General features: G+C 49.5%; 17 protein-coding genes and 3 tRNA genes. 7 read left to right on the plus strand and 13 right to left on the minus strand.

All coding sequences use genetic code 11. The features are described from left to right. Nucleotides 1–35: 35 nt before the first annotated feature. The 10 genes from BTV99_RS07755 to BTV99_RS07800 form a co-directional block, all read right to left on the minus strand. The gene (locus BTV99_RS07755) at nucleotides 36–575 is read right to left on the minus strand and encodes a protein-disulfide reductase DsbD domain-containing protein (protein ID WP_083608578.1); all 540 of its coding nucleotides are present in this window, start codon (nucleotides 573–575) and stop codon (nucleotides 36–38) included. Nucleotides 576–1008: 433 nt separating this feature from the next. Then, nucleotides 1009–1470, minus strand: a complete 462-nt coding sequence (gene gspG / locus BTV99_RS07760; protein ID WP_075101855.1) for a type II secretion system major pseudopilin GspG — start codon at nucleotides 1468–1470, stop codon at nucleotides 1009–1011. A 499-nt stretch (nucleotides 1471–1969) separates the two neighbouring features. After that, nucleotides 1970–3172, minus strand: a complete 1203-nt coding sequence (gene gspF / locus BTV99_RS07765; protein WP_075101803.1) for a type II secretion system inner membrane protein GspF — start codon at nucleotides 3170–3172, stop codon at nucleotides 1970–1972. Nucleotides 3173–3250: 78 nt separating this feature from the next. Next, nucleotides 3251–4291, minus strand: coding sequence for a hypothetical protein (locus BTV99_RS07770; RefSeq protein WP_075101804.1), 1041 nt, complete (start codon nucleotides 4289–4291; stop codon nucleotides 3251–3253). 238 nt (nucleotides 4292–4529) lie between these two features. Then, a complete protein-coding gene (locus tag BTV99_RS07775) occupies nucleotides 4530–5453 on the minus strand; it encodes an AraC family transcriptional regulator (RefSeq protein WP_075101805.1) in 924 nt (307 codons plus the stop codon). 400 nt (nucleotides 5454–5853) lie between these two features. Next, nucleotides 5854–5929: transfer RNA gene (locus BTV99_RS07780), tRNA-His, on the minus strand. Nucleotides 5930–5967: 38 nt separating this feature from the next. Further along, nucleotides 5968–6044 (minus strand) — tRNA-Arg (locus tag BTV99_RS07785). A 104-nt stretch (nucleotides 6045–6148) separates the two neighbouring features. Next, nucleotides 6149–6225, minus strand: a tRNA-Pro gene (locus BTV99_RS07790). A 249-nt stretch (nucleotides 6226–6474) separates the two neighbouring features. Next, a complete protein-coding gene (locus BTV99_RS07795) occupies nucleotides 6475–8007 on the minus strand; it encodes an McrC family protein (protein WP_083608579.1) in 1533 nt (510 codons plus the stop codon). After that, a complete protein-coding gene (locus BTV99_RS07800; protein ID WP_075101806.1) occupies nucleotides 8007–9479 on the minus strand; it encodes an McrB family protein in 1473 nt (490 codons plus the stop codon). The genes BTV99_RS07795 and BTV99_RS07800 overlap by 1 nt, the downstream gene beginning before the upstream one ends. A 273-nt stretch (nucleotides 9480–9752) precedes the next feature. On the opposite strand from BTV99_RS07800, the gene BTV99_RS07805 reads away from it, so the two are divergent. Together BTV99_RS07805 and BTV99_RS07810 are read left to right on the plus strand one after the other, a co-directional pair. Then, a complete protein-coding gene (locus BTV99_RS07805) occupies nucleotides 9753–10535 on the plus strand; it encodes a DUF4442 domain-containing protein (RefSeq protein WP_083608580.1) in 783 nt (260 codons plus the stop codon). 38 nt (nucleotides 10536–10573) lie between these two features. Further along, the gene (locus tag BTV99_RS07810) at nucleotides 10574–11071 is read left to right on the plus strand and encodes a RidA family protein (RefSeq protein ID WP_075101807.1); all 498 of its coding nucleotides are present in this window, start codon (nucleotides 10574–10576) and stop codon (nucleotides 11069–11071) included. A gap of 143 nt (nucleotides 11072–11214) precedes the next feature. Here the strand turns inward: BTV99_RS07810 and gspE are convergent, their stop codons facing one another. Continuing rightward, nucleotides 11215–12762: a type II secretion system ATPase GspE gene (gspE, locus tag BTV99_RS07815; RefSeq protein WP_075101808.1), complete on the minus strand. Its 1548-nt coding sequence runs from the start codon at nucleotides 12760–12762 to the stop codon at nucleotides 11215–11217. Between the two features lie 434 nt (nucleotides 12763–13196). Between gspE and BTV99_RS07820 the strand changes: the two genes are divergently transcribed. Continuing rightward, complete coding sequence (locus BTV99_RS07820; protein ID WP_075101809.1) at nucleotides 13197–14015, plus strand: thiazole synthase; 819 nt, start codon at nucleotides 13197–13199, stop codon at nucleotides 14013–14015. A 98-nt stretch (nucleotides 14016–14113) separates the two neighbouring features. After that, nucleotides 14114–15553: a wax ester/triacylglycerol synthase family O-acyltransferase gene (locus tag BTV99_RS07825; protein ID WP_075101810.1), complete on the plus strand. Its 1440-nt coding sequence runs from the start codon at nucleotides 14114–14116 to the stop codon at nucleotides 15551–15553. Between the two features lie 37 nt (nucleotides 15554–15590). Here the strand turns inward: BTV99_RS07825 and BTV99_RS07830 are convergent, their stop codons facing one another. Then, complete coding sequence (locus BTV99_RS07830; RefSeq protein ID WP_075101811.1) at nucleotides 15591–16418, minus strand: inositol monophosphatase family protein; 828 nt, start codon at nucleotides 16416–16418, stop codon at nucleotides 15591–15593. 268 nt (nucleotides 16419–16686) lie between these two features. Next, on the minus strand, nucleotides 16687–18720 hold the full coding sequence (gene dxs, locus BTV99_RS07835; RefSeq protein WP_083608582.1) for a 1-deoxy-D-xylulose-5-phosphate synthase: 2034 nt from the start codon (nucleotides 18718–18720) through the stop codon (nucleotides 16687–16689). Between the two features lie 464 nt (nucleotides 18721–19184). Here dxs and ribA point away from each other — a divergent pair, with 464 nt between their 5' ends. The 3 genes from ribA (at nucleotide 19185) to BTV99_RS07850 (ending at nucleotide 21762) form a co-directional block, all read left to right on the plus strand. Next, nucleotides 19185–19871: a GTP cyclohydrolase II gene (ribA, locus tag BTV99_RS07840; protein WP_075101812.1), complete on the plus strand. Its 687-nt coding sequence runs from the start codon at nucleotides 19185–19187 to the stop codon at nucleotides 19869–19871. 7 nt (nucleotides 19872–19878) lie between these two features. Continuing rightward, the gene (hemF, locus tag BTV99_RS07845) at nucleotides 19879–20898 is read left to right on the plus strand and encodes an oxygen-dependent coproporphyrinogen oxidase (protein WP_075101813.1); all 1020 of its coding nucleotides are present in this window, start codon (nucleotides 19879–19881) and stop codon (nucleotides 20896–20898) included. 396 nt (nucleotides 20899–21294) lie between these two features. After that, nucleotides 21295–21762: a cytochrome c gene (locus BTV99_RS07850; RefSeq protein ID WP_075101814.1), complete on the plus strand. Its 468-nt coding sequence runs from the start codon at nucleotides 21295–21297 to the stop codon at nucleotides 21760–21762. Nucleotides 21763–21833: the final 71 nt, after the last annotated feature.

The following is a 21833-nucleotide window of genomic DNA, read 5'->3' on the forward strand; positions in this document are numbered from 1 at the left end:
TATTACTCAGAATCGAACAAAATGTCAGCAACGGCTTAGCGTGGCACTGCGATATCAACTTTGGTCGCCATCTTTTCTGGTGGATAGCATAGTCCTGCCTCAGCACAGCCCTGCCAATGAATAACCACAGGGACGTTTTTTGCGCCCTTGCCATTGGCAGTGGTTAAGGTAGTGGTAGCGGTGACACTTTTTTGAGTAAATACAGGTACCTTGCCAAAGGTCGGATCATTAATGGTCACAGGCTTTTGGTTAAAGGTAAATGGCGTGGCATTGATACCTTTAGGGAAGCGCAGTTTCAGCTGGTTTTTATAAACATAATGCTCAGGGGTGATATCAAACGTAATCGACAGCTGCGTGCCTTTTTTGGTGGCCTTGCTGCTGCTATCCACGCTAAACGCTTGCTCAACTGATAAAAACTTTGACGACCCGTTATTGCTACTGTTAAACAAACCGCTAAGGCTGGCTGCCTGAGCGCTTATGGTTCCCCCTGCTATCAGTGAGCTACTAGCAAGAATGATGGCCGCCGTACGCATGCACGCTGACTCGTATTTTGTCGTAGATGTCGATATACCCATAAATGATACCTCTTAATAACTGATGTCAAACTTGATAATGCAGATTAAATCATGCTCAAAGCAGCAAGCCGCTTATACCGCGCAACATACATTAAAAATAATTATAATATTAATACATATACCGAGACAGTCTATAGCAAAACGCATTCAACAAAGAGTGGTTAACAAAAATCATAATTTTTGTCACTAATAAAAAATATCAACCAATAAACCTTTATTGATTGATATCTGATCATTATAAAAAACTGCAAAGCTTGAGCCTGCTTCTTTCTAAAACTGCTACAGTGCTACTGGAATGAGTTTTTCGTAGCCTCTAGGAGCACAGCCCACAAGTAAATTTATAGCAGTAGCACGGGTAGCATCGGTATGTCGATGTCATTTTGGACTGCCTTTATTCTACGCCGCAATACATTGCTTACCTTGCTATTATCAACTATAGCTGCGCGTAAATATCCGCATCTTGCCCTTCACCGCCCTGCTGGCCGTCGGCTCCTAATGAAAACAAGTCATAAGGACGGCCTTCGCTGCCTGGAGAGACATACTGCATCTCATTTTCCCAGCCATCTGTCGGATAGCCGCCTTTGATATAGCCGCCTTCGGGATAGTTTTTGGCATCGCTTGGCGGCGTGATCAGTGCCTCTAATCCTTGCGCGGTGGTGGGGTAACGCGAGTTGTCTACTTTATACATATCAAGCGCATTTGAGACAGTGGCCAGCGCGGTTTCAGTGGTTTTGATACGGGCTCTGTCGCTTTGGCCCACCACTTTGGGTACCACAAGGCCTGCTAGGATAGCCAAAATGACAATCACCACCATAATCTCGATTAAGGTAAAGCCGGACTGGCCACTCAGCTTCGCATGAGTGGTATTTATCGGGCTGCTACCTGTATTGTCCATCGTCATCTGTGCTCGGGGGGCGGCTTGGGTTTTGTCAGTCATTATCATCACTTTTATCATCGCAGTTGTGTCAGTTATCAGGGTGCTTAAATGGCGTTTAATGCTTGGCGCTACTTGGCGCATAGTTACCTGATGTGATTTATTCGCCGTTATCTATCGATATTAGCACCATGGTCACTATAGACCATGATTTTATTTTTATCCAGCGCCGCCAAACGACTTGTCTTATGAATTTATCTTTTTTGGCTTTATATATTTTTAGCTATAGTAACCAGCGGGCAGGCTTTAGAGACACTGACGCTGGTTACTATAGCTTACTATGGGGGTTGGCAGAAGTTTATCCGGCTCGCAGTCAACAATGTACAACAGTAAGTAAAACTTAAGTAAGCTGATGCAAGTTTAAGCAAGATAGACCCACGGCTCACTGTTATCTAATCACCCATACAGTCCGCTTAAAACAAGTCTATATCGTCGATTCATCCTAAAAATCACATAGCATTTAACCGGCCAAATCATTCATATTGACAATCGGCAGCATCACTGCCATGACGATAATCATCACCACTACGCCCATCAACACCAGCATCAAAGGCTCAAGTAATGACAGTAACGTACTGATAAAGTTGGTGGCTTCGGCCTCTTGCATATCGGCCGCTCGACTGAGCATGTTTTCTAGCTCGCCTGAGTTTTCGCCGCTTTTGATCATCTGCACCATCATCGGCGGGAAATAGGAGGATTTTTCTAACTGCGTAGAGAGGCTAGCGCCTTCTGTGACTCGATCGGCTGCACTCACAATGGTTTGTTTGATATGTAAGTTGGTCGTCACCGCCGCACCGATATGTAGGGCTTCAATCAGCGGCACCCCTGAGCGCACCAATATCGCCAAAGTACTGGCAAAGCGCGCGGCATTGAGTCCCTTAGACAAGCGCGCCAATATCGGTAGCTTGAGTACCAGACTGTCAATGGCCAGCTTGCCCGCTTGCGTTTGGGCAAAGCGATAACACAAAAATGCCAGCGCAGCCAATACCAACAGCATCAGCCACCACCACTGAGTGATAAAATTGGACAGTGTGAGTACGATTTGGGTAATCAGCGGTAGCGCTTGCTCTGATTGCTCAAAGACCTTGACGATTTTTGGCACCACAAAACTCATCAAGCCCATGATTACTCCGACCGCCATCACCATCAGCACAATCGGATAGACCATTGCGCCTTGGATTTTCTTTTGTAAAGCAAAACGGTTTTCGGTGTAATCTGCCAATTGGTTGAGGATCAAATCCAAATGACCAGATTTCTCGCCTGCGGCAATGGTCGCGATATATAGCGGCGGAAAGCTGGCGGCTTGCTGCAGTGCGCGCGCAAGACTCAAGCCTTCTAACACATGAGAGCGCACAGCGAGCATTAAAGATTTGATATGCGTCTTTGGTGATTGTTTGGCGACGGCGGCAAGCGTTTCCTCTAACGGAATACCCGCTGCCAGCAAGACAGACATCTGACGGGTTAAGAGCGCCAGCTCATAAGCGGAGGGCTTTTTATAGCGGTTTTTATGCTTAGCTTGTCTGTCATTGACGGCACTGACTTCTACGGGCGTCCACTGCTTATCACGCAGCTGCTGGCGTATCTGCCGCGCCGAATCGCCCTCGAGCAGGCCTTTTTGCATACTGCCGCGCTCATCAAGCGCTTTAAAATGATAGGCTGGCATAGCAGCAGATATCCTAAGAAGATCAAATAGAGTGAATGATAAAACAGCGCTCAAAACCTTAGGGTATGGCTTTGTCGCCTAAAACAGTGGTGTGGAGTCATTGCTATCCGGCATCAGCCCTTGGAGGAGCAAGACATCTAAATGCTGCTGTTGGAGCTTTTTATCAAAGTCATTGACCTCAGCGATCAGCATTCTCTCGATGCGTTTGTCACTGGCAAACACGCTCAGCCGTGCACAGATGACGGCCAATTGATAAATGCGTTTTTTGCAATAGCCGTCTAGCCCTTGTAGCAGCCGCACCATATGCGGTGTCTCTAAACTGGCGTAGTCATAATCCGCCACCACCTCGGGCGCAAGCGCCGTGACGCTATAACTAATGGACAGATGCGCGCAAAAATAACAACTAAATAAATAGCCGACTACATGGCCGATATAATAGCCTCTATCGTAAGTAAAACTACTCACCCCAAAGTGCCCAAGCACATAGCTATTGAGGCTGCCTTGATCAAAGATAGGCTTGGTGTTTTTGAGCCTACCGATCGTGGCAAAGCACAACGGATTACGGCCATCTTGAGTGGTCAGCTGCCACCCTGCTGGCTGCTGCGCGGGCATGTGGCGGACGATATCAGCGATGATGTCGTCGACCACATGTAGCTGCTGCCAAAGGCGCTCAAGCCCATCGGTATCCATCAGCCCGCGTTTATCAAGCTGCTGCGCCAGAAAATATTGCTGGTATTCTACAAACTGTGATTTGAGCGTTTGTACCAAATAAGTCGGACGGATATTGGCAGGAGCCATATACAAGAGCCGCGTACGCTCATGCTGAGCACGGTACAAGGCCAGACGCTGGGCGGCAACGCTGTCCTTATCGGCAGAAGCATCAGCTTGCGCCTGCGACGTGACTGTATGCGCCGTGTCCGCAGCGCTATCAACCGTAAACAAGGCCAACAGTGCCGCTTTATCAAAAGTCACAGCGCTGTCATCCGTTTGAGCGTCTGTCATGGGATATTGCGCATCACAGACGGTGCCTTGAGGCGCATTACTTGGTTTGTTGCCATTGGCTTCGATAGCGGATTGGCTACCGGCTTGGGCGTTTGGCTTTGCGGTTGGTTCAGTCATAACATACCATCTGCAGCAAAATGAAACATCATCTAGATCTGACTATATGCCTGCTTTATAAGGAAATATAGCGCGCTTGTCACAAGCGCTGGCGTCCAGATGACTCAATATTCCATAGTACCTGAACATCGACGTATTGTCAGCCGTCCATCAGCAAAATACCCACCGCCGCACGCGGCTTAAAACACTTAGACTAGACAAAATACCTAGCCAGATAAACGCGGCATCACGTCATGCGCTAGCCGTGATACTGCTGGCGATAGGCTTTGGGCGAGACGCCGTAAACGCGCTTGAATGCTTGGCTAAAGGTCGAATCCGACGCATAGCCGACCAGCTCACTGATACGGCTGATGCTGTTTTGTTGCAACCGCAAGTAGCGCGCCGCCAAACGCAATCGATAATCAATCAGATACGTTAGCGGCGGCATACCGACTGTGTCTTTAAAGCGCTGCGCAAAGCTTGAACGCGACATCCCCGCGACCTCTGCCAGCTTATGTATCGTCCAGCTTTTGCTTGGGGCTTCATGCATGGCGGCCAAGGCTTTGGTCAAAAACGGATCTTTCATGGCTTTTAGCCAATTCTCAGTGGCTTCAGGCAGGCTTTCGATATAGACGCGCAAACACTCAATCATCATGATACTCGCCCAGTGATTGATGACCGCAGTCTTACCCATACGCTCGCGCTCAGCCTCCAAGGTCAGCAGCTTAATCTCCACATCGATGACCTCAAACCTGCCATCGGACTCTTCATTTATTTCGGGCAAAATCGATGGCAGGACAGACAATAAAGGCCGTATCATCTCTTTGTCATACTTACACTCAATCAAAATCAGAGACGAATTAGACTCGCCTTCACCTTTGACATCTAGCGTCTGCGCTTTGCGGCTATTGAGCATCTCATCTAGCGGCTGGGCGGCATCACCATCATACGCTAGCGCATAGCTTGTGTGCTGATGCGTATTGGGAATCATGATAATATCGCCTGCATGTACCTCTCGTCGATCATTGCCAACATCAATACAAAAACTGCCAGACATCACCAAGTAAAATAAAATAGTGTCTTTTCTCGTCAATGAATAAGACCAATTACCGACGCAATTTAGCCGATAGTATTTGGTTTCAAACAAATGCACATTTTGTAGCAATACGCTTAGAGCGTCCATCTGTCGTTCCTCAGTGATTATGAGAGTGTCCAAACCTAGCAAAATAAACTATCTCATAGAGATGACACAAGTCAAATATCCGCTCGTGGACTCTGGTTAAAAATATACATACGTTAGACACATAGACCAAACTCGAGGCGCGCCAATACTGTCCGCACTTATGTGCTCGGCAAATGGCACTTAAATCAAACGGTAGAATGACAAATATGAGCGCCAAGCATCAGATCGCGGTATAAACACGCAGGCACAAAAAAACGCCGGCCAAAACCAGTGTCATTATTTATGAGCATCGAAGGATAAATATAAAGAGTAACGACAGGGAAGTCTAATAAAGAAACAAAAGAGGTTCAGCAATAGAGCCAAAGAGGCTGCTGACAGATAAAGAGAGAAAAAGAAAAATTGGGGCGACTGATGGGACTCGAACCCACGACAACCGAGATCACAACCCGGGGCTCTACCAACTGAGCTACAACCGCCATAATATGGCCAAGGAAGGCAAGATATGCAGGCTAAATGGCGCGCCTGGCAGGATTCGAACCTGCGACCACCTACTTAGAAGGCAGGTGCTCTATCCAACTGAGCTACAGGCGCTCTTAAGGGCTTTTTATATATCTAATTAAGGTTACAATACTATTGTAGTATAAACTCAATCATCATACATAAAAAAAAGCCTGTAAGGCTCTTAAATAAATAGATGGTCGGAGTGATAGGATTCGAACCTACGACCCTCTGGTCCCAAACCAGATGCGCTACCAAACTGCGCCACACTCCGATATTTCTATTTTTACGATAGTTTTGTTAAGTAACTTGTCGTTGGCAAGGCCGCTAACTTGTTCATGTTCATCGCTATCGAGGTGCACATATTAAGGGGTAAAGCCGATTGTGTCAACACCTATTTTTGATAAATTTAAAAGAATTATTAAATTACCGCAAAAACGCATGTTTTTATAAAAAAGGCCACAATCAACGCCTTAATATCGATGTTACCTACTCATCGACAGGGGCATTATACTACATTTTCTCAAGGAAGCAAGTCACTGCCCTTATTTATCGTGCCTGTGTTGACGTTAAAGGGTATTAGCCATAGCGTGGCATAATCTGGCACCTTGCTGGCGAGCGCTTCTGTGACAGGCAGCTGGCGTAGCCTCATTGGTTGCTGCGTGTCATCTTGTACAGGATACACCAGCCAAGCCTGCGGCGCTTGATAAGCCTGCGCATAGCTGGCCAATTGATAAGCATCGCCGGAGCTGATAGCAGCAGCATTTGCTAGCGTTTTCCATTTGATATCGATCACATGACTATAGCAACCTGCCCTGTCAGTGGCCGTCTTTGTATGATGCGTATGAGTTGAGTTGTCATTGTCATTGTCATTATCAGGCGGCGTTTGATAAATCAACAAATCAGGACGGATAGACAAACAAGCTCGCCCCTCCTCGTCATTTAACCAAACCCGCTGCGTCTGAAACAGTGGCTGATAATCCGTACTGACGCGCCGAAACAGTGTGGCAATACGTAAGCTGGCCCACTGCTCAAAAGCTTGGTTCATATCTAGCAGTAGGCACAAACGTAGTGATGGTGGCCGCTGTTTTATTGCAGGTGGCGCGATACCATTTGCCCCAGCGACACTTGACTGGCGCAGTAGCCAATACGCCATCTCTAATAGCTGCTGCGCACCTTGCATGGCGTTCGCATGCAGTGGTTGCATAGCAAACTGGCGTTTGGCTTGCTGATAGACCGCCGCCAACTGCGTCAGCTCATGAGTATGTAGCGCAGAGACCCGCTGCCATGTCGTCGACAACTGAGCACCAATGCGACGAAAACGCACAGAGGTCTGTAGTAATGGGCTGAGTTGCTCTAAAGCACTTTTGATCAGCCGATTGGCTAGCATCTCTTGGCTGAGCACACTGCGCTCACACACGAACTTATGCGGCTGCAGCAGGTTGCGCTGCAGTTGCGCTTTTATCACGAGGCGACCTTGCAATGAGGTTTGGTTATCGATCTGCGTTTGATAGTGCTGGGTGGGTGGGTGCTGCGTCAGTCCTTGCAAAAACTGCTGAATGAGCCAATCTGACAATGGCAAAGCGTTGATCGGTAAGGGTGCGGCGTGGCGACCAAATTGACCAAGGTGTTTGCTATTTGGCAGTGTTTGCGGTGATGAGTCGTCGCTAGCGATCAAATCTGCCAGCATCCTCTGCACCCAAAGCCGAGTGCGGCTGATAGCGCGCTGCTGCTCTGATGGCGACTGACGCTGAGGCGGTGTATTTGTCGCTGCCATCCGTTTGGGTAATATCTCGAGCACCATGCCACTTGGCAGATGCACAATACCGATATAGTGACCCACCTGAAGCTGCCACTGGCCCCGCTTGCGCTTGATGCCAAATACCGCAAACTCTTGCGCCAGTAGCCACTCAAAATCAGTCACGTACGCAAAGTCGCGCGCGGTCAGCCGCTGATGCTCAAACACTGTCATAATGCCTGTCTGAGAAACAGCTGGCCGCCGCAGCTCAGGATTACCAGCGGTATGAAGGTCGCTATCGTTATGGAGCACAGTCATCAGTATAACCGCTGATAGATAGCCGCCTGCGCAAATGCGCCTGTGCCTGCTATAAGATCTGCATTTATCCTATAGCCCCCTGCCCCTAGAGCCGAGTGCGGCTGACCAAAAAATGAATCATGACCCAAATAGCCAGCGGCGCTGTCGTTTTGCGTCGCCGTCTGTGTAGGCCGGCTACCTGCCAGCAGCGCTTGGCTATCTTGTATAAACTGCATCGCTAGCGGCTGCTCATCATCTTGAAAGATATATTGTAGCACCGCCACTTGCCCACCTGCAGCTTGCGCTAATTGTGGAATGATTTGCTCGGCCAGTGCGCGTTGTAAGTGCTCCAGACTCTCTATCGCCCATAAAAACGCATGGCCCAACTGCGACTCGCTGCCAAGCGTTTGCGTGATGCGCTGATTGAGGCCGCGGAGTAGTTTATCGAGCGCTATCGTGGCAGCAGACTCAGCACTGTCTGCGCTGTGGCCTGTCTTTATACTTGGTAGCAGCTCAGGCTGTGGCGGACAATCGACAAATCGGAAGCGCCGGCGCAGCGCCATATCTAGCGGGGCTAAAGAATGGTCTTGCGTGTTCATGGTGGCATAAATATCGACATTGGCCGGAATACTAAAAGTACGGCCAGAATACGCCAGCTTTACCATCATCGCATTGGCCATGCCAGTGCGTTTATCTGGCTCAATTAAGCTTAGCAGCTCACCAAAGACCCGTGATACGTTGGCACGGTTGATCTCATCGATCAGCATAGCATAGCGCTGTTTGGGGTCGCGAGCGGCGCGCTGACACAACAACAAAAACGCGCCATCCTGAATGCCATACTGCATCTGTAGGCCTGAGGCATTGGTGGCGGTATTGGCAGGTGTCATAACAGGGCGAATCCCTTCGACAAACTCTTCATAGCCGTAGGCTTGGTGAAAGCTCACCATACTAAAGCGCTGCTGGCTAAAGGCTTGCTGGCGCGCGCTATTGTCGTGCTGCGCTTGCTCAAATTCGGCTAGCTGCTGTGATAAACCCTCTAGCAAGTCGATGCTATCAGGCAGCAAATACCACGCACCGCTCTCATCCTTATCAAAATACGCTTGACTGGCACGATTGTCACAGCTGACCGTCCGCGAGTCAGCAGGACTGTGGCGACGCAGCGCCAACCAAGCGGTGCTGCTTAAGTTTTTATCGCGGGCATTTTTGGCCGCCTTTGCCACAAAAAAAGGATGGGCGACAATCTCTGGTACTTTTAGTAAGTCCTGCTGCGACTTGCGCATCTGCAAAAATATCAAGCACAGCACCTCGCGCCAGCTCAAGTCCTGTAACAGCTGGGCCAATAGCGCCTCATCATCAGCGGTGGGCAGATCGTCGGTGTATTGCTGGGCGATTTGTAGCAATCGATAAGTCTTACCGGTACCAGCGACGCCCGTGTAGATGATATTGATCGGTTGGTGAGAGCGGTTTGGTTGAGTGAGCAAGACATCAGACATAACATTATCCAGCAGAGCAAAAGTGTATAAACATGAAACAAGCAATAGGCGGGCTGATTATAACAAGGAAAATGGCGACGTTAGGGCGGTCTGCTCGTTACCTTACTATCATTTTGTAAGCGCAGCAGTTCATGCTAATAATAGTAGGCAGAACGCGGTTAATGTACCATAGTAGCGGTGACGACTTGGCAGCCGATAGGCGCTTCGTCGTTATTGATGAGGTTTCATCATACGCAATGTCACCTTTAACCTATCTATATAAAGGAATTTTGTATGTCAGGATTATTAAAAAAACTCCCTACCAAGCTGACCAATAAATTGCCAGCCAAAGTAGCTGACAGCACAAGATCGCCAGTCGAACCACCAAACAGCACGCTCAAGCCCGTCAGTAACCAATTTACCAAGCTATTGTCAGTGACCAAATACTTACCGGCCAGCGCCCGCTCTAGTATTTTATCCAAGGCTTTTGGTAAAGTGGTGCCCTATGTTGGCACCACGGGCGTCTACTATGAGACGGTTGAGCCAAACCAAGTGGCGGTCAGCTTAAACAACACCAAAGCCGTACAAAACCATATCGGCTCTATCCACGCCGTTGCCATCACCCTGCTGGCCGAAACAGCCACGGGGTTTATTTTGGGTCTAAACCTGCCCTCGGACCGTGTCCTGCTGATTAAATCTTACTCGGTAGATTTTTATCGCCCCATCAAAAAAGGCCAGATCGCTGCTATCGCCACCTTGTCTGATGAGCAGCGCTTGACCATCCTCAATACCCCAAAAGGTGAGATGGTCATCCCTTGCGTCATCCATGATCGCGAGTCTGATAGCGAGCGCGACCCTATCGTGGTCGAGATGACATGGGCTTGGATACCCAAATCAGAGCTAGAAGCCAGACGTCAAGGCAAAGCGAATGCGCAAACAGCAGCAAGCGCTGACGCAGCATTGGCAGATGCGGGTGACGACCAGACCGATGACGCTCAACCCGCTTCACAACTAAGCGATACACCCTCTGCGCAAGACTTGTCTGCCGCCACTACAGATATGGCCAAAAGTACATAGATTGCGTGATCAAATAAAAAACCCATAACAAGGAGACAATGATGTCCAAACTTATCCATACATTGACAGCCCCTTTATCCAAGGTACTGCTGGTCAGCGCCTGCGCGTTGGGGCTTAGCATAACAGCCACGGCCGCTCCAGCAAATGCCAGCCAACATGCCACACTTAGCAAATCCAGCCCTGTCTTTTTGGGAGAAAGTGGCAACTATCCTTTTTCTGAAGCGGTACGGGTCGGCGATACACTATATATGTCAGGCCAGATCGGCTTTAAAGACGGCAAGCTGGTCAAAGGCGGCGTCAAAGCCGAAACCAAGCAAGCGCTAGACAACATTCACGCCACGCTCCTAAAGTATGGCTACCAAAAGTCAGATGTGGTCAAATGCATGGCGATGCTGACCGACATGGATGACTTTGCTGACTTTAATGACGTCTACAAAGCCACGATGGCGAAGCCTTATCCAGTGCGCTCAGCCTTTGGCGTCTCAGAGCTGGCAGCGGGCGCAAGCGTCGAGGTTGAATGTATCGCTGTCAAATAATCGCGGTATTCACTATTGCGGTATTCACTATCAATGTGCTACTGCATACCAGTCATTACCAATAGAGCACGACCAAATAACTGGCTTTGATAGTCAGTTATTTTTTTGCCGTTTATATGCTAGTCACCCTTATAACCCCCCTATCAATTTAAAAGCGGTTCATCATTTAGCGCGCTTTCTTTGGTGACGCGCAGCACTTCCTCTAACGTCGTCCGACCTGCTATCACTTTGTGCAGCCCATCAGCGCGAATCGACGATGTTTTTTGGCGGGCGTAGGCTTCTAGCTCATACTCAGCGGTGTTGCTATGAATCATACGGCGCAGCGTATCATCGATGGGCACCACCTCATATATGGCGGTACGACCTTTAAAGCCTGTCTGATTGCATTTGTCGCAGCCGACGGGTTTGGGGAGTTTGATAAAGGTGTCTATCGCTTGTGCGCCTGATGGCCCCGATGTCAGATCAATCTCGGTAAAGAGCTTGGCCTGCTCACTATCTGCAGCTTGCCAGCCATGACAGTGCGGGCACAAGGTACGCACCAAACGCTGGGCGACGACCCCTATCAGTGATGATGACAATAAGAAAGGCTCAACCCCCATGTCTTGTAAACGGGTGACGGCCCCTATAGCGGTGTTGGTATGTAGCGTCGATAATACCAAATGTCCGGTAAGTGACGCCTGTACAGCAATTTCTGCGGTTTCTAAATCGCGAATCTCACCGACCATCACCACGTCTGGATCTTGTCGTAACATCGCGCGCAGACTCTTGGCAAAGGTCATATCGACTTTATTATTCACCTGCGTCTGGCCGATGCCATCGAGCTGAAACTCTATCGGGTCCTCAGCGGTCAAGATATTGCGAGTCTGATCATTTAGGTCAGTCAATGCCGAGTATAAAGTAGTGGTCTTACCAGACCCCGTCGGCCCAGTCACCAAGATGATACCGTGCGGGCGATGGATAAGGCGCTTAAGCTCACTATAGTCGCTGTCAGACAAACCCAGATAGGTCATGTTTAAGCGGCCTGCTTGCTTATCGAGCAGTCGCATCACCACCCGCTCGCCAAAACTAGAGGGCAGCGTCGACACCCGCACATCGACTTCACGCCCTGCTAGCCGCAAGCTGATACGGCCATCCTGTGGTACGCGTTTTTCGGCGATATCGAGTTTGGCCATCACCTTGATACGCGAGACCAAGAGCGGCGCTAATTGACGTTTTGGGCTAATGATTTCTTTTAGCTCGCCATCGACACGAAAACGCACGACCAAGCGTTTTTCAAAGGTTTCGATATGAATATCAGACGCATTGAGACGGATGGCCTCGGACAGTAGCGCATTGATCAGGCGGATGATGGGGGCGTCGTCTTGCTGATCCATCAAGTCTTCTGTCTCAGGCACGCTATCTGCCAAGCTATCGAGATCCGGATGGTCTTCAAGTCCTGCAGCAATGTGCTGTGACTCGCCCGTATTGCCTGCATAAGCAGCGTTTAGGCGTTTTTCAAACTCATCGGCGCTGACACTGTCATAGGTTGGCACGCCGCGCACGCCCTGCTGCTGTAAAAACCGCACCGCTTCATTAATCGCCGATAGCGGTGTGGCCTTGGTCAGTACCAGCGTCGCGGGCAGCTCAGGGTCTATCGCAAGGATGACCAAAACCTGATGGCGTTTGGCAAAACTATAAGGCAATTGCATCATAAAAACGACCTGATAACTAAGAATAACTGCGGTATGAGCAGCATATGATGACAGCAGAGGTATGGGTAAAATCGACTCTTTCTAAAATGGCATAGCGCTCTTGACTATAGAGCGCGGCTTAGCATAGCGCGGATCAACGGCGCACCGCCTTAGTCCAAAAAAGACTGCCTGTAAACCTGCATGAGTTTGGTATAATAGCATTTTGTGTCAGATGCGTATTAGTTTATCTGCAAGACGCGCGCCCCTATCGCTTGGTGCCAATTGCGCCATCTAACGCGCCAAGTCCACAGAGGATTTTTATTTTGTCGATAGTGCGCTATTATCAGTTCAAGACTTATCTGATAAGCGGTGCACGTTTGCACTAAGACACACCCTTTTATATTTGACTGTCTATTTATTAGGTCATCTTGCCGCCCGTTATTAGGATTTGAGTTATGTCAGAAAACGCCCACCCCACTCCCACGCCGCTGCTATCAGACACCTTTAACGTCGGTAGTCGTACCTTTTCTTCTCGGTTATTGGTCGGGACGGGGAAATATAAAGACATGGCGCAGACGGGTGAGGCCATCGGCGCGTCGGAGGCAGAAATTGTAACCGTCGCCATTCGCCGTACCAATATTGGGCAAAATAACGATGAGCCCAATTTGCTCGACGTCATCTCTCCAGACAAATACACTATTTTGCCAAATACTGCTGGCTGTTTTGATGCCGAAACGGCGGTTCGTACCTGTAAGCTTGCTCGCGAGCTGCTCGGCGGGCACAATCTGGTCAAGCTTGAGGTGTTGGGTGATGAAAAAACCCTCTACCCTAACGTCATGGAAACGTTAAAAGCGGCCAAAGTCTTGATAGAGGATGGGTTTGAGGTGATGGTATATACGTCTGATGACCCTATCGTCGCCCAAGAGCTTGAAAGCATGGGCTGCGTGGCGATTATGCCGCTCGGTAGCTTGATTGGCTCTGGACTTGGCCTGCTCAATCGCCATACCCTCAGCCTAATCATTGAAAACGCCAACGTACCCGTATTGGTCGATGCAGGCGTCGGCACCGCCTCGGATGCAGCGATTGCCATGGAGCTTGGCTGCGATGGGGTCTTGATGAACTCTGCCATTGCCAATGCGCAAAACCCAGTCTTGATGGCACAAGCCATGAAGCACGCTATTTGGGCTGGGCGTGAGGCGTTTTTGGCGGGCCGTATGCCGATGCGCAAAATGGCAGCCGCCAGCTCGCCGCAGACAGGCTACTTTTTTCAGTAAGCGCTTTTGCTAGTAGCTCAGCGGACACCTGATTGTGTGGCGTCAGATATGACGCCACCATCACAGGTCTTTTCTCCAACATCATAAAAGGATTTATTATGCGACTTCTCACAGCAGTCGATCAATTATTTTTACTTCTTGAGTCGCGTAAACAGCCCATGCACGTTGGCGGCTTGTTTTTATTTGAATTACCAAAAGCGGCGGATAGCGATTTTGTTTATCAGCTGGTAAAACAAATGCAAGAGTCCGACGTGCCGCCAAGCTTTCCTTTTAACCAAGTGCTAGAGCATTTGATCTTTTGGAAAAAAGACAAAAACTTTGATGTGGAGCATCATCTGCATCATGTCGCGCTGCCCAACCCTGCGCGGATTCGCGAGCTGCTGATGTATGTGTCAAGGGAGCACGGACGGCTGCTAGATCGCGCCATGCCGCTGTGGGAATGCCATGTGATAGAAGGCATCCAGCCTGAGACTGAGGGCGGTGCTGAACGTTTTGCGCTGTATTTTAAAATCCATCACTCATTGGTCGATGGTATTGCAGCCATGCGTTTGGTACAAAAATCCCTATCGCAGTCCGCCACCGAGCCTGTCACCCTGCCTGTATGGTCACTGATGGCGCGCCACCGCAACCAAGTCAACGCCATATTGCCCAAAGAGCGCTCCGTGCGGCGCATTATCAAAGAGCAAATCTCTACCATCAAACCGGTGTTTACTGAGCTGCTGGACAATCTCAAAAACCATGGCGACGAAGGCTATGTCGGCACCTTTGATGCGCCGATGAGCATCTTAAACAAACGTATCTCCGCCTCTCGTCGTATCGCTGCGCAGTCTTATGATATCGAACGCTTTAACGATATCGCCGCCCGCCTAAAAATCAGCAAAAATGATGTGGTGCTTGCCGTCTGTGCAGGGGCCATTCGTCGTTATTTGCTCGCCATGGATGCCCTACCCAGCAAGCCGTTGATCGCTTTTGTCCCGATGTCGCTACGTACTGATAATAGCGTCTCAGGTAACCAGCTGTCATTTGTCCTAGCAAACCTCGGCACGCACCTTGATGATCCACTACGCCGCATCGAGCTTATCCACCGCAGCATGAATAACGGCAAACGCCGTTTTCGCCGTATGAATCAGGCCCAAGTGATCAATTACAGCGTGATTGCGTATGCGTGGGAAGGCATCAATCTGGCGACAGGCTTATTCCCCAAAAAACAAGCCTTTAACCTGATCATCTCCAATGTACCCGGCTCAACCAAGCCCTTATACTGGAATGGCGCAAAGCTACAATCGCTATACCCTGCCTCTATCGTCTTTGATGGTCAAGCGATGAACATCACGCTCGCCAGCTACCTCGATAGGATTGAGTTTGGTATCACTGCCTGTAGTAAGGCGCTACCGCATATACAAGACATGCTGATACTGATCGAAGAAGAGCTGGATTTGCTAGAGGCGACCAGCAAAGAGCTTGAGTTTCAAGGCATCACGGTCAAGGACAAGTGTGATGACCAAAACCCTAAGCACATAAAAAAGCTGGCACCATAATGGTACCAGCTTTTAAGATTTGATCGTTGACGGCGGCTTAAAACACATCACCCCAAGTCGGTACCACCACTTGCATCAATGGCTTGAGCAGCTTGACGTTACAAGCAAAGATAGAGCCTGAGGTCATCGAGTTGTGCGCGCCAGTATGATCGACGACCACGCCGCGTGCTTCGGTGACAATCAGCTCACCTGCTGCGATGTCCCACGGTTTGATAGACATCTCAAAATAACCATCAAAACGACCTGCCGCCACATAGCACAGATCCAGCGCGGCTGAGCCTAAACGGCGAACTTGTCCGCCCGCCTCAGAGATTTTTTGTAGGCTTTCAAAGTGCTGCTTGGCATAAGAGATGACTTCGCCATTGCGTTTGCGCTCAAGCGGATGACCGGTGGTAAATAGCCCACCGTCGATAACTTTACGCTCACTGACATTGATACGGCGTTGGTTGAGACGCGCGCCTTTGCCGCGGCTGGCAGAAAACATCTCGTCACGCACAGGATCATAAATCACGCCGTGCTCGGTCACACCTTTATACTGTACGGCAATAGAGACACAAAACTGCGGCACGCCATGGACGAAGTTTTTGGTGCCGTCTAGTGGATCGATAATCCAGCACCAGTCGGCATCTTCGCCGCGGCCTTCTTGCATACCAAACTCTTCACCCAAAAACGAATGGTTTGGGTAGCTGGCTTTTAGTGTCTCAATCGTCAGCTCTTCGCTAAAACGATCAATACGGGTGACCAGTCCATCAAGCCCTTTTGACTCGATGTCTAGCTCGATTTTGTGACGGTTTTGATGCGCGTATAAAATCTCTTTACCAACTTTTTCAGCAGCACGTGCTGCGATGACGACCATGGGTTCCATAGATAACCTATTTGCTTGATGAATGAATATACTTAAGAGATAACACTGATAAAATGTACAAAAAATAAAGCCGACTTAAAACTAAATCCTATCAACCTAACAAAAACCCTAGCCGCCAAGCAAACCAAATAGATGATTGCTAGTCGTTGCACCGCCCAAGTTGTCAAATAATTCACACCTACGGCAAGTAGGCGAGGTTTAAGCAAAAAACCTATAAGCTTTATTTTTTACTCTGCTATTTTAGCAATTTTTTATGAATGATAGGGTTTTATTTTAGCAGTTGCTTGAGCTGACTGACCACACCTGCAACATCCAGACCACAGTCGGCCATTTGCTCTGCGGGTGCGCCGTGCGCGATAAAACGATCAGGAATACCGATATTGCAAATGGCTGGGCGATGATGCTTAAAGGCCGCCGACTCATTGAGCAAGTATTCATTGACTGCACTGCCCGCGCCGCCCATCAGCATGTGCTCCTCTAGGGTGGCGATATGGGTTATGCCATTTGCCAGTATCTCTTCTAACAATACGGTATCTAGTGGCTTCACCCAGCGCATATTGACCACATGTACCTGACAGTGCAACTGCTGAGCGATATCTTGAGCAGCCGAATCAGCGGCGGCGACCATGCTACCAAACGCCAGTAGCGCCAGTTTGAGAGGGGCCTCATCTTGTCCTACTACCGACTCAATCACCGCCTTGCCGATGTCATAGGTCTGCGCGGGGCGCTCGATGGCAGCACCTGTACCGACGCCGCGCGGATAACGAACAGCCGTACAGCCTTGATACTCATAGCAAGTATTTAATAAATGATAACACTCGTTTTCATCTTTTGGCGCCGCGATTAGCATGTTGGGTACGCAGCGCAAAAAAGCAAAATCAAACACTCCTGCATGGGTCGCGCCGTCCTCGCCCACCAATCCTGCGCGGTCAATGGCAAACGTGACATCAAGATCTTGCAAAGCCACATCATGAATCAGCTGATCGTAGCCGCGCTGCAAAAATGTCGAATAAATCGCCACGATGGGTTTGACGCCTTGCGTTGCCATACCAGCAGCCAGTGTGACGGCATGCTGCTCAGCAATCGCCACATCAAAAAACCGCTCTGGGAACTGACGGGCAAAGTCGGTCATGCCTGAGCCTTCTTCCATCGCTGGCGTAATAGCGAGCAATTTGTCATCTTCATGCGCTTTGTCACACAAAAACTGGCCAAATACTTGCGAGTACTTTAGCGCAGGCTGCGATTTTTTAGCAGCAGGCGGCGTATCATGCGGCTGCTCATCTGGTAGCTTACTAATGGCATGATAGCCAACTGGGTCTAGCTCTGCAGGCGCAAAGCCTTTGCCTTTCGTAGTATAGACATGTACCAGCACGGGGCCTTTGACTTGTTTTGCTAATGACAAGACGCGCAGTAGCTCAGGTATATTGTGGCCATCAAAGGGGCCAAAGTAGGTAAAGCCAATGGCTTTGAATAAATTGTCCTCGAGCTGCGGCACATCGCGCATCTCTTTGTGGCGTTTGCGCCGATCAAACCCCTGCATATCAGGGCGCTGGCAAACGATAGGCTGGCCGCTATCAGAGATATCTACTTGATACCCCGACTCCCATAGCATGGCCAAATGCCGCGAAAACCCGCCAATCGAGCAAGATATCGACATGTCATTATCATTTAAAATCACCAACAAATCAGCATCTTGCTGCACCGCGTCGTTCATGGCTTCAAACGCCATGCCGCCTGTCATCGCCCCATCGCCGATGATACAAGCGACCGTCTGCGGCAGCCCCTGATACCGCAGTGCCAGACTCATGCCGAGACCCGCTGAGATGGAGGTCGATGAATGACCAACACCAAAGGTGTCGTACACAGACTCGGCGCGCTCAGGAAACGCCGTCAACCCGTCTTTTGCACGGATACTGCCCAGCTGATCGCGGCGACCCGTCAGCACTTTATGAGCGTAGGCTTGGTGCCCCACATCCCAAACGATCTGATCGTGCGGCGCATCTAGCAAGTAATGCAGGACAATGGTCAGCTCGACCACGCCTAGATTGGCACCAAAGTGTCCGCCACTTTGACCGGCCGAATACAACAAAAAAAGGCGCAGCTCATCGGCTAACGCAATCAGCTGAGCGCTACTAAAGGCATTTAAATCAGCAGGCGTATCGATACTATCGAGCAGCGGCGTCTGCGGGCGCACACGTGGGATTGCCGTATAAATCTGCTGCAAACTGGGCAGCTGAACCGCAGACGTAGTGGCTGACGCAGATACGGACTGAGACTGTGGGGAATAAGGTGACTGCTGCATAAACCGTACGATACCTACCAATCTGCTGACAAAACGTGCTTTAGGGTATAAAAAAAAGATAGCCAAGCGACGTCAATAATATCTACATCATTATTGATGTAACAAGCCATATAGTTATTTATGTAACACCGGCATAAAGTCTATCATGCGGCGTCTCACAGCAAGCACGCGAGCATAATATATAGCGCGGCGCGGCTTGGGATGAGTATTATGCCTTATTATCAGACATCAATACCGAATGTTCGTGACGACATAGTAATGTAAGGGTAAAGACTTGTCACTGTATCCGTCAAAATAGTATGGCATAATAGCATTTTTTTTTAATTGTCGCTTTAATCATCGTGCGCCGTCTGTGAACTTTGTGTGTTTTTACCATAAAGCGCAAAACCATGCTATCGTCATGAGCAGGTGATCGCGTTTTTACAGACTCTACTGCCACCACCACCGGCTTATGTAGGACAGTAATGTCATATCAATTTATTACCAGTGCCAAACTACCGACTCGTCATGGCGAGTTTGATATTCATGTTTTTGAAAACGACGACGGCCAAGAGCATGTGATGCTGACCGTTGGGCTGTCTGCGTGTGAGCAAGTAGCGGCCGATGAGACGGCAGACAACACCCGCGTGCCGAGCACAGCGCATGTAGCATCAGAGCCGCCGGTGCCCTTGGTACGTATTCATTCTGAATGCCTTACTGGCGATGCCTTTAGCTCACTAAAATGTGACTGTGGCCCGCAGCTCAATACCGCCATGCAAGCCATCCAAGAAGCAGGCTGCGGCGCTATTTTGTACTTGCGCCAAGAAGGCCGCGGTATTGGCTTGACCAACAAAATCCGCGCCTATGCCCTACAAGATCAGGGCCATGATACGCTAGATGCCAATTTAATGTTAGGCTTACCTGCTGATGCGCGCATTTATGACATGTGCGGCCCCATGCTCGCCCATGTCGGCGTTGATGCGGTACGGCTCATCACCAACAACCCAGATAAAGTTGCCTACTTAACCGAACACGGTATCAACGTGGTGGAGCGCGTGCCTCTGCTGGTGGGTGTCAATGATATGAATGCGGATTACCTCGCCACCAAACGCGACCGCATGGGACATTTGCTCGACAAAGACTTTAATACTGCCATACACCTAAACAAATAGATATGTTATGAGTACTCCAGATACAGCTAATACCAATATAGACCAAAACGTCGCTCAGTCACAAGCAGATGCGGCAAACCCTGCCATACCAAACGATAACGATATCGCTCGCGTCCGCGCGTTTTTGGTCGATTTGCAAGCACGTATTTGCCAAGCGCTCGAAGCACAAGAGCGTGACGGCGGCGGTAATGCCACCTTTGTCCCTGATGATTGGCAGCGCCCAGAAGGCGGCGGCGGCCGCTCTTGTGTCTTAGCAGACGGTGAGGTGATCGAAAAAGCCGGCGTGATGTTTAGCCACATTCACGTGCACAACCTGCCCGCGTCGGCGACCGCGCGCCACCCCAATATCGCAGGGCGCAAAGCACAAGCCATGGGCGTGTCCCTCGTCGTCCATCCCAAAAACCCAAACGTCCCGACCAGCCATGCCAACGTGCGCTTATTCGTCGCCGAAGCAGAAGGCGAAGCGCCGATTTGGTGGTTTGGCGGCGGATTTGATTTGACACCGTTTTATCCTGTGCTAGCGGACTGCGTCCACTGGCATCAGGTCTGTCATGATTTGTGCGCGCCGTTTGGCGACAGCGTTTATCCTGATTTCAAACAGTGGTGCGATGAGTATTTTCATCTGCGTCATCGCAATGAGCAGCGCGGCATTGGCGGGTTGTTTTATGACGATGTCAATACCGAGAGCCGCGGCTGGGACTTTGAGAGGTGTTTTGACTTTATGAAAGCAGTAGGCAACGGCTATCTTGATGGTATTTTGCCTATTTTTGAGCAGCGCAAAGCCGCCCCTTATACCGACGAGCAGCGTCAGTTTCAGCTGTATCGGCGCGGCCGCTATGTCGAGTACAACCTCGTCTATGATCGCGGCACTCTCTTTGGGCTACAAAGTAATGGCCGCATCGAGTCTATCTTAGTCAGTATGCCGCCGCTTGCCAGCTGGCATTACCGCTTTGAGCCAGAGCCTGGCTCGCCTGAGTTTGAGCTGACAGATTTTTACTTAAAACCGCGCGACTGGTTGACTCTATAGCAGGTCTGCCTATAATAAAGACCAAGGTGTTTTTTCTATTGTTTTTATTGCTTAAGTTTTTGTCTCATTTACCAAGTGCACATAAGGTCAGCTGTCATGGCTGACCTTATTTATATAAGGCAGATATCAAACAGCAAAACCATCCGCCAAGACACGTCGACGATACCTGATAAGCCACGTGACAAACGCGCTTACGATGGATATTACGATGAGATAACAACTATTTTAACTGAGCTTACTTAGTTCGCCGTTATAATAGAATGTATTTTTAGCAAAAGTCATTTAGAAGCACTGATGTTTCTAAACATTATGCGTTCATTTTTATAATAAAACGTTATTTGTGGCGCGTTTTTCTCAGCACGCCGACGATTAGCCAAATTTAAAGGAGTAATTTATATGGCCCAAGTTATCAAATCCTCACTTACCTCGGTCTTTGGTATCACATTGATGGCGGCCGCTTTAGGCCTTAGCGCTTGTAGCACCTCTGTGGACCCTGATGTCAAAGCGCGTCAAGACAGCATGAAAAGCTGGGGCGATGCGATGGGCGTCATGGGCGATATGGCCGAAGCCCCTGACACTTTTGATGCAGAAGTATTTAAAGAGCAGGCTGCGTTTTTGGCAGAAGATGCCGCCACGCCTTGGAGCCATTTTGAAAACCAAGAAGCCGCGGGTAACGCGACTGAAGCGGTATGGTCAAATGCCGACGGCTTTCGCGCAGAAGCAGAAAACTTCCAACAAGCGACAGCTGAGCTAAATGCTGCCGCCCAAACCGCCACTAGCATGGATGATGTCATGCCAGCGTTTGGTCAAGTGGGCCAAAGCTGCAAATCTTGCCACACTGACTTTAAAGTCAAAAACGACTAAGTCCAGAGCAACATCTGTCAAAACCACCTGACACAAAAAACCGCCTTATCTGCTGATTTGGCGGTTTTTTT

This window comes from Psychrobacter sp. Rd 27.2 (assembly GCF_001921755.1).
GTDB lineage: Bacteria > Pseudomonadota > Gammaproteobacteria > Pseudomonadales > Moraxellaceae > Psychrobacter > Psychrobacter celer.

Excerpts from the sequence above, each read along its gene's own strand:
- gspG (WP_075101855.1), bottom strand. The coding sequence starts at position 1,470 with ATGGACAATACAGGTAGCAGCCCGATAAATACCACTCATGCGAAGCTG.
- BTV99_RS07810 (WP_075101807.1), top strand. The coding sequence starts at position 10,574 with ATGATGTCCAAACTTATCCATACATTGACAGCCCCTTTATCCAAGGTA.
- BTV99_RS07850 (WP_075101814.1), top strand. The coding sequence starts at position 21,295 with ATGGCCCAAGTTATCAAATCCTCACTTACCTCGGTCTTTGGTATCACA.
- gspE (WP_075101808.1), bottom strand. The coding sequence starts at position 12,762 with ATGATGCAATTGCCTTATAGTTTTGCCAAACGCCATCAGGTTTTGGTC.
- BTV99_RS07820 (WP_075101809.1), top strand. The coding sequence starts at position 13,197 with ATGTCAGAAAACGCCCACCCCACTCCCACGCCGCTGCTATCAGACACC.
- dxs (WP_083608582.1), bottom strand. The coding sequence starts at position 18,720 with ATGCAGCAGTCACCTTATTCCCCACAGTCTCAGTCCGTATCTGCGTCA.
- gspF (WP_075101803.1), bottom strand. The coding sequence starts at position 3,172 with ATGCCAGCCTATCATTTTAAAGCGCTTGATGAGCGCGGCAGTATGCAA.
- hemF (WP_075101813.1), top strand. The coding sequence starts at position 19,879 with ATGAGTACTCCAGATACAGCTAATACCAATATAGACCAAAACGTCGCT.
- BTV99_RS07775 (WP_075101805.1), bottom strand. The coding sequence starts at position 5,453 with ATGGACGCTCTAAGCGTATTGCTACAAAATGTGCATTTGTTTGAAACC.
- ribA (WP_075101812.1), top strand. The coding sequence starts at position 19,185 with ATGTCATATCAATTTATTACCAGTGCCAAACTACCGACTCGTCATGGC.
- BTV99_RS07805 (WP_083608580.1), top strand. The coding sequence starts at position 9,753 with ATGTCAGGATTATTAAAAAAACTCCCTACCAAGCTGACCAATAAATTG.
- BTV99_RS07795 (WP_083608579.1), bottom strand. The coding sequence starts at position 8,007 with ATGACTGTGCTCCATAACGATAGCGACCTTCATACCGCTGGTAATCCT.
- BTV99_RS07755 (WP_083608578.1), bottom strand. The coding sequence starts at position 575 with ATGGGTATATCGACATCTACGACAAAATACGAGTCAGCGTGCATGCGT.
- BTV99_RS07825 (WP_075101810.1), top strand. The coding sequence starts at position 14,114 with ATGCGACTTCTCACAGCAGTCGATCAATTATTTTTACTTCTTGAGTCG.
- BTV99_RS07770 (WP_075101804.1), bottom strand. The coding sequence starts at position 4,291 with ATGACTGAACCAACCGCAAAGCCAAACGCCCAAGCCGGTAGCCAATCC.
- BTV99_RS07830 (WP_075101811.1), bottom strand. The coding sequence starts at position 16,418 with ATGGAACCCATGGTCGTCATCGCAGCACGTGCTGCTGAAAAAGTTGGT.
- BTV99_RS07800 (WP_075101806.1), bottom strand. The coding sequence starts at position 9,479 with ATGTCTGATGTCTTGCTCACTCAACCAAACCGCTCTCACCAACCGATC.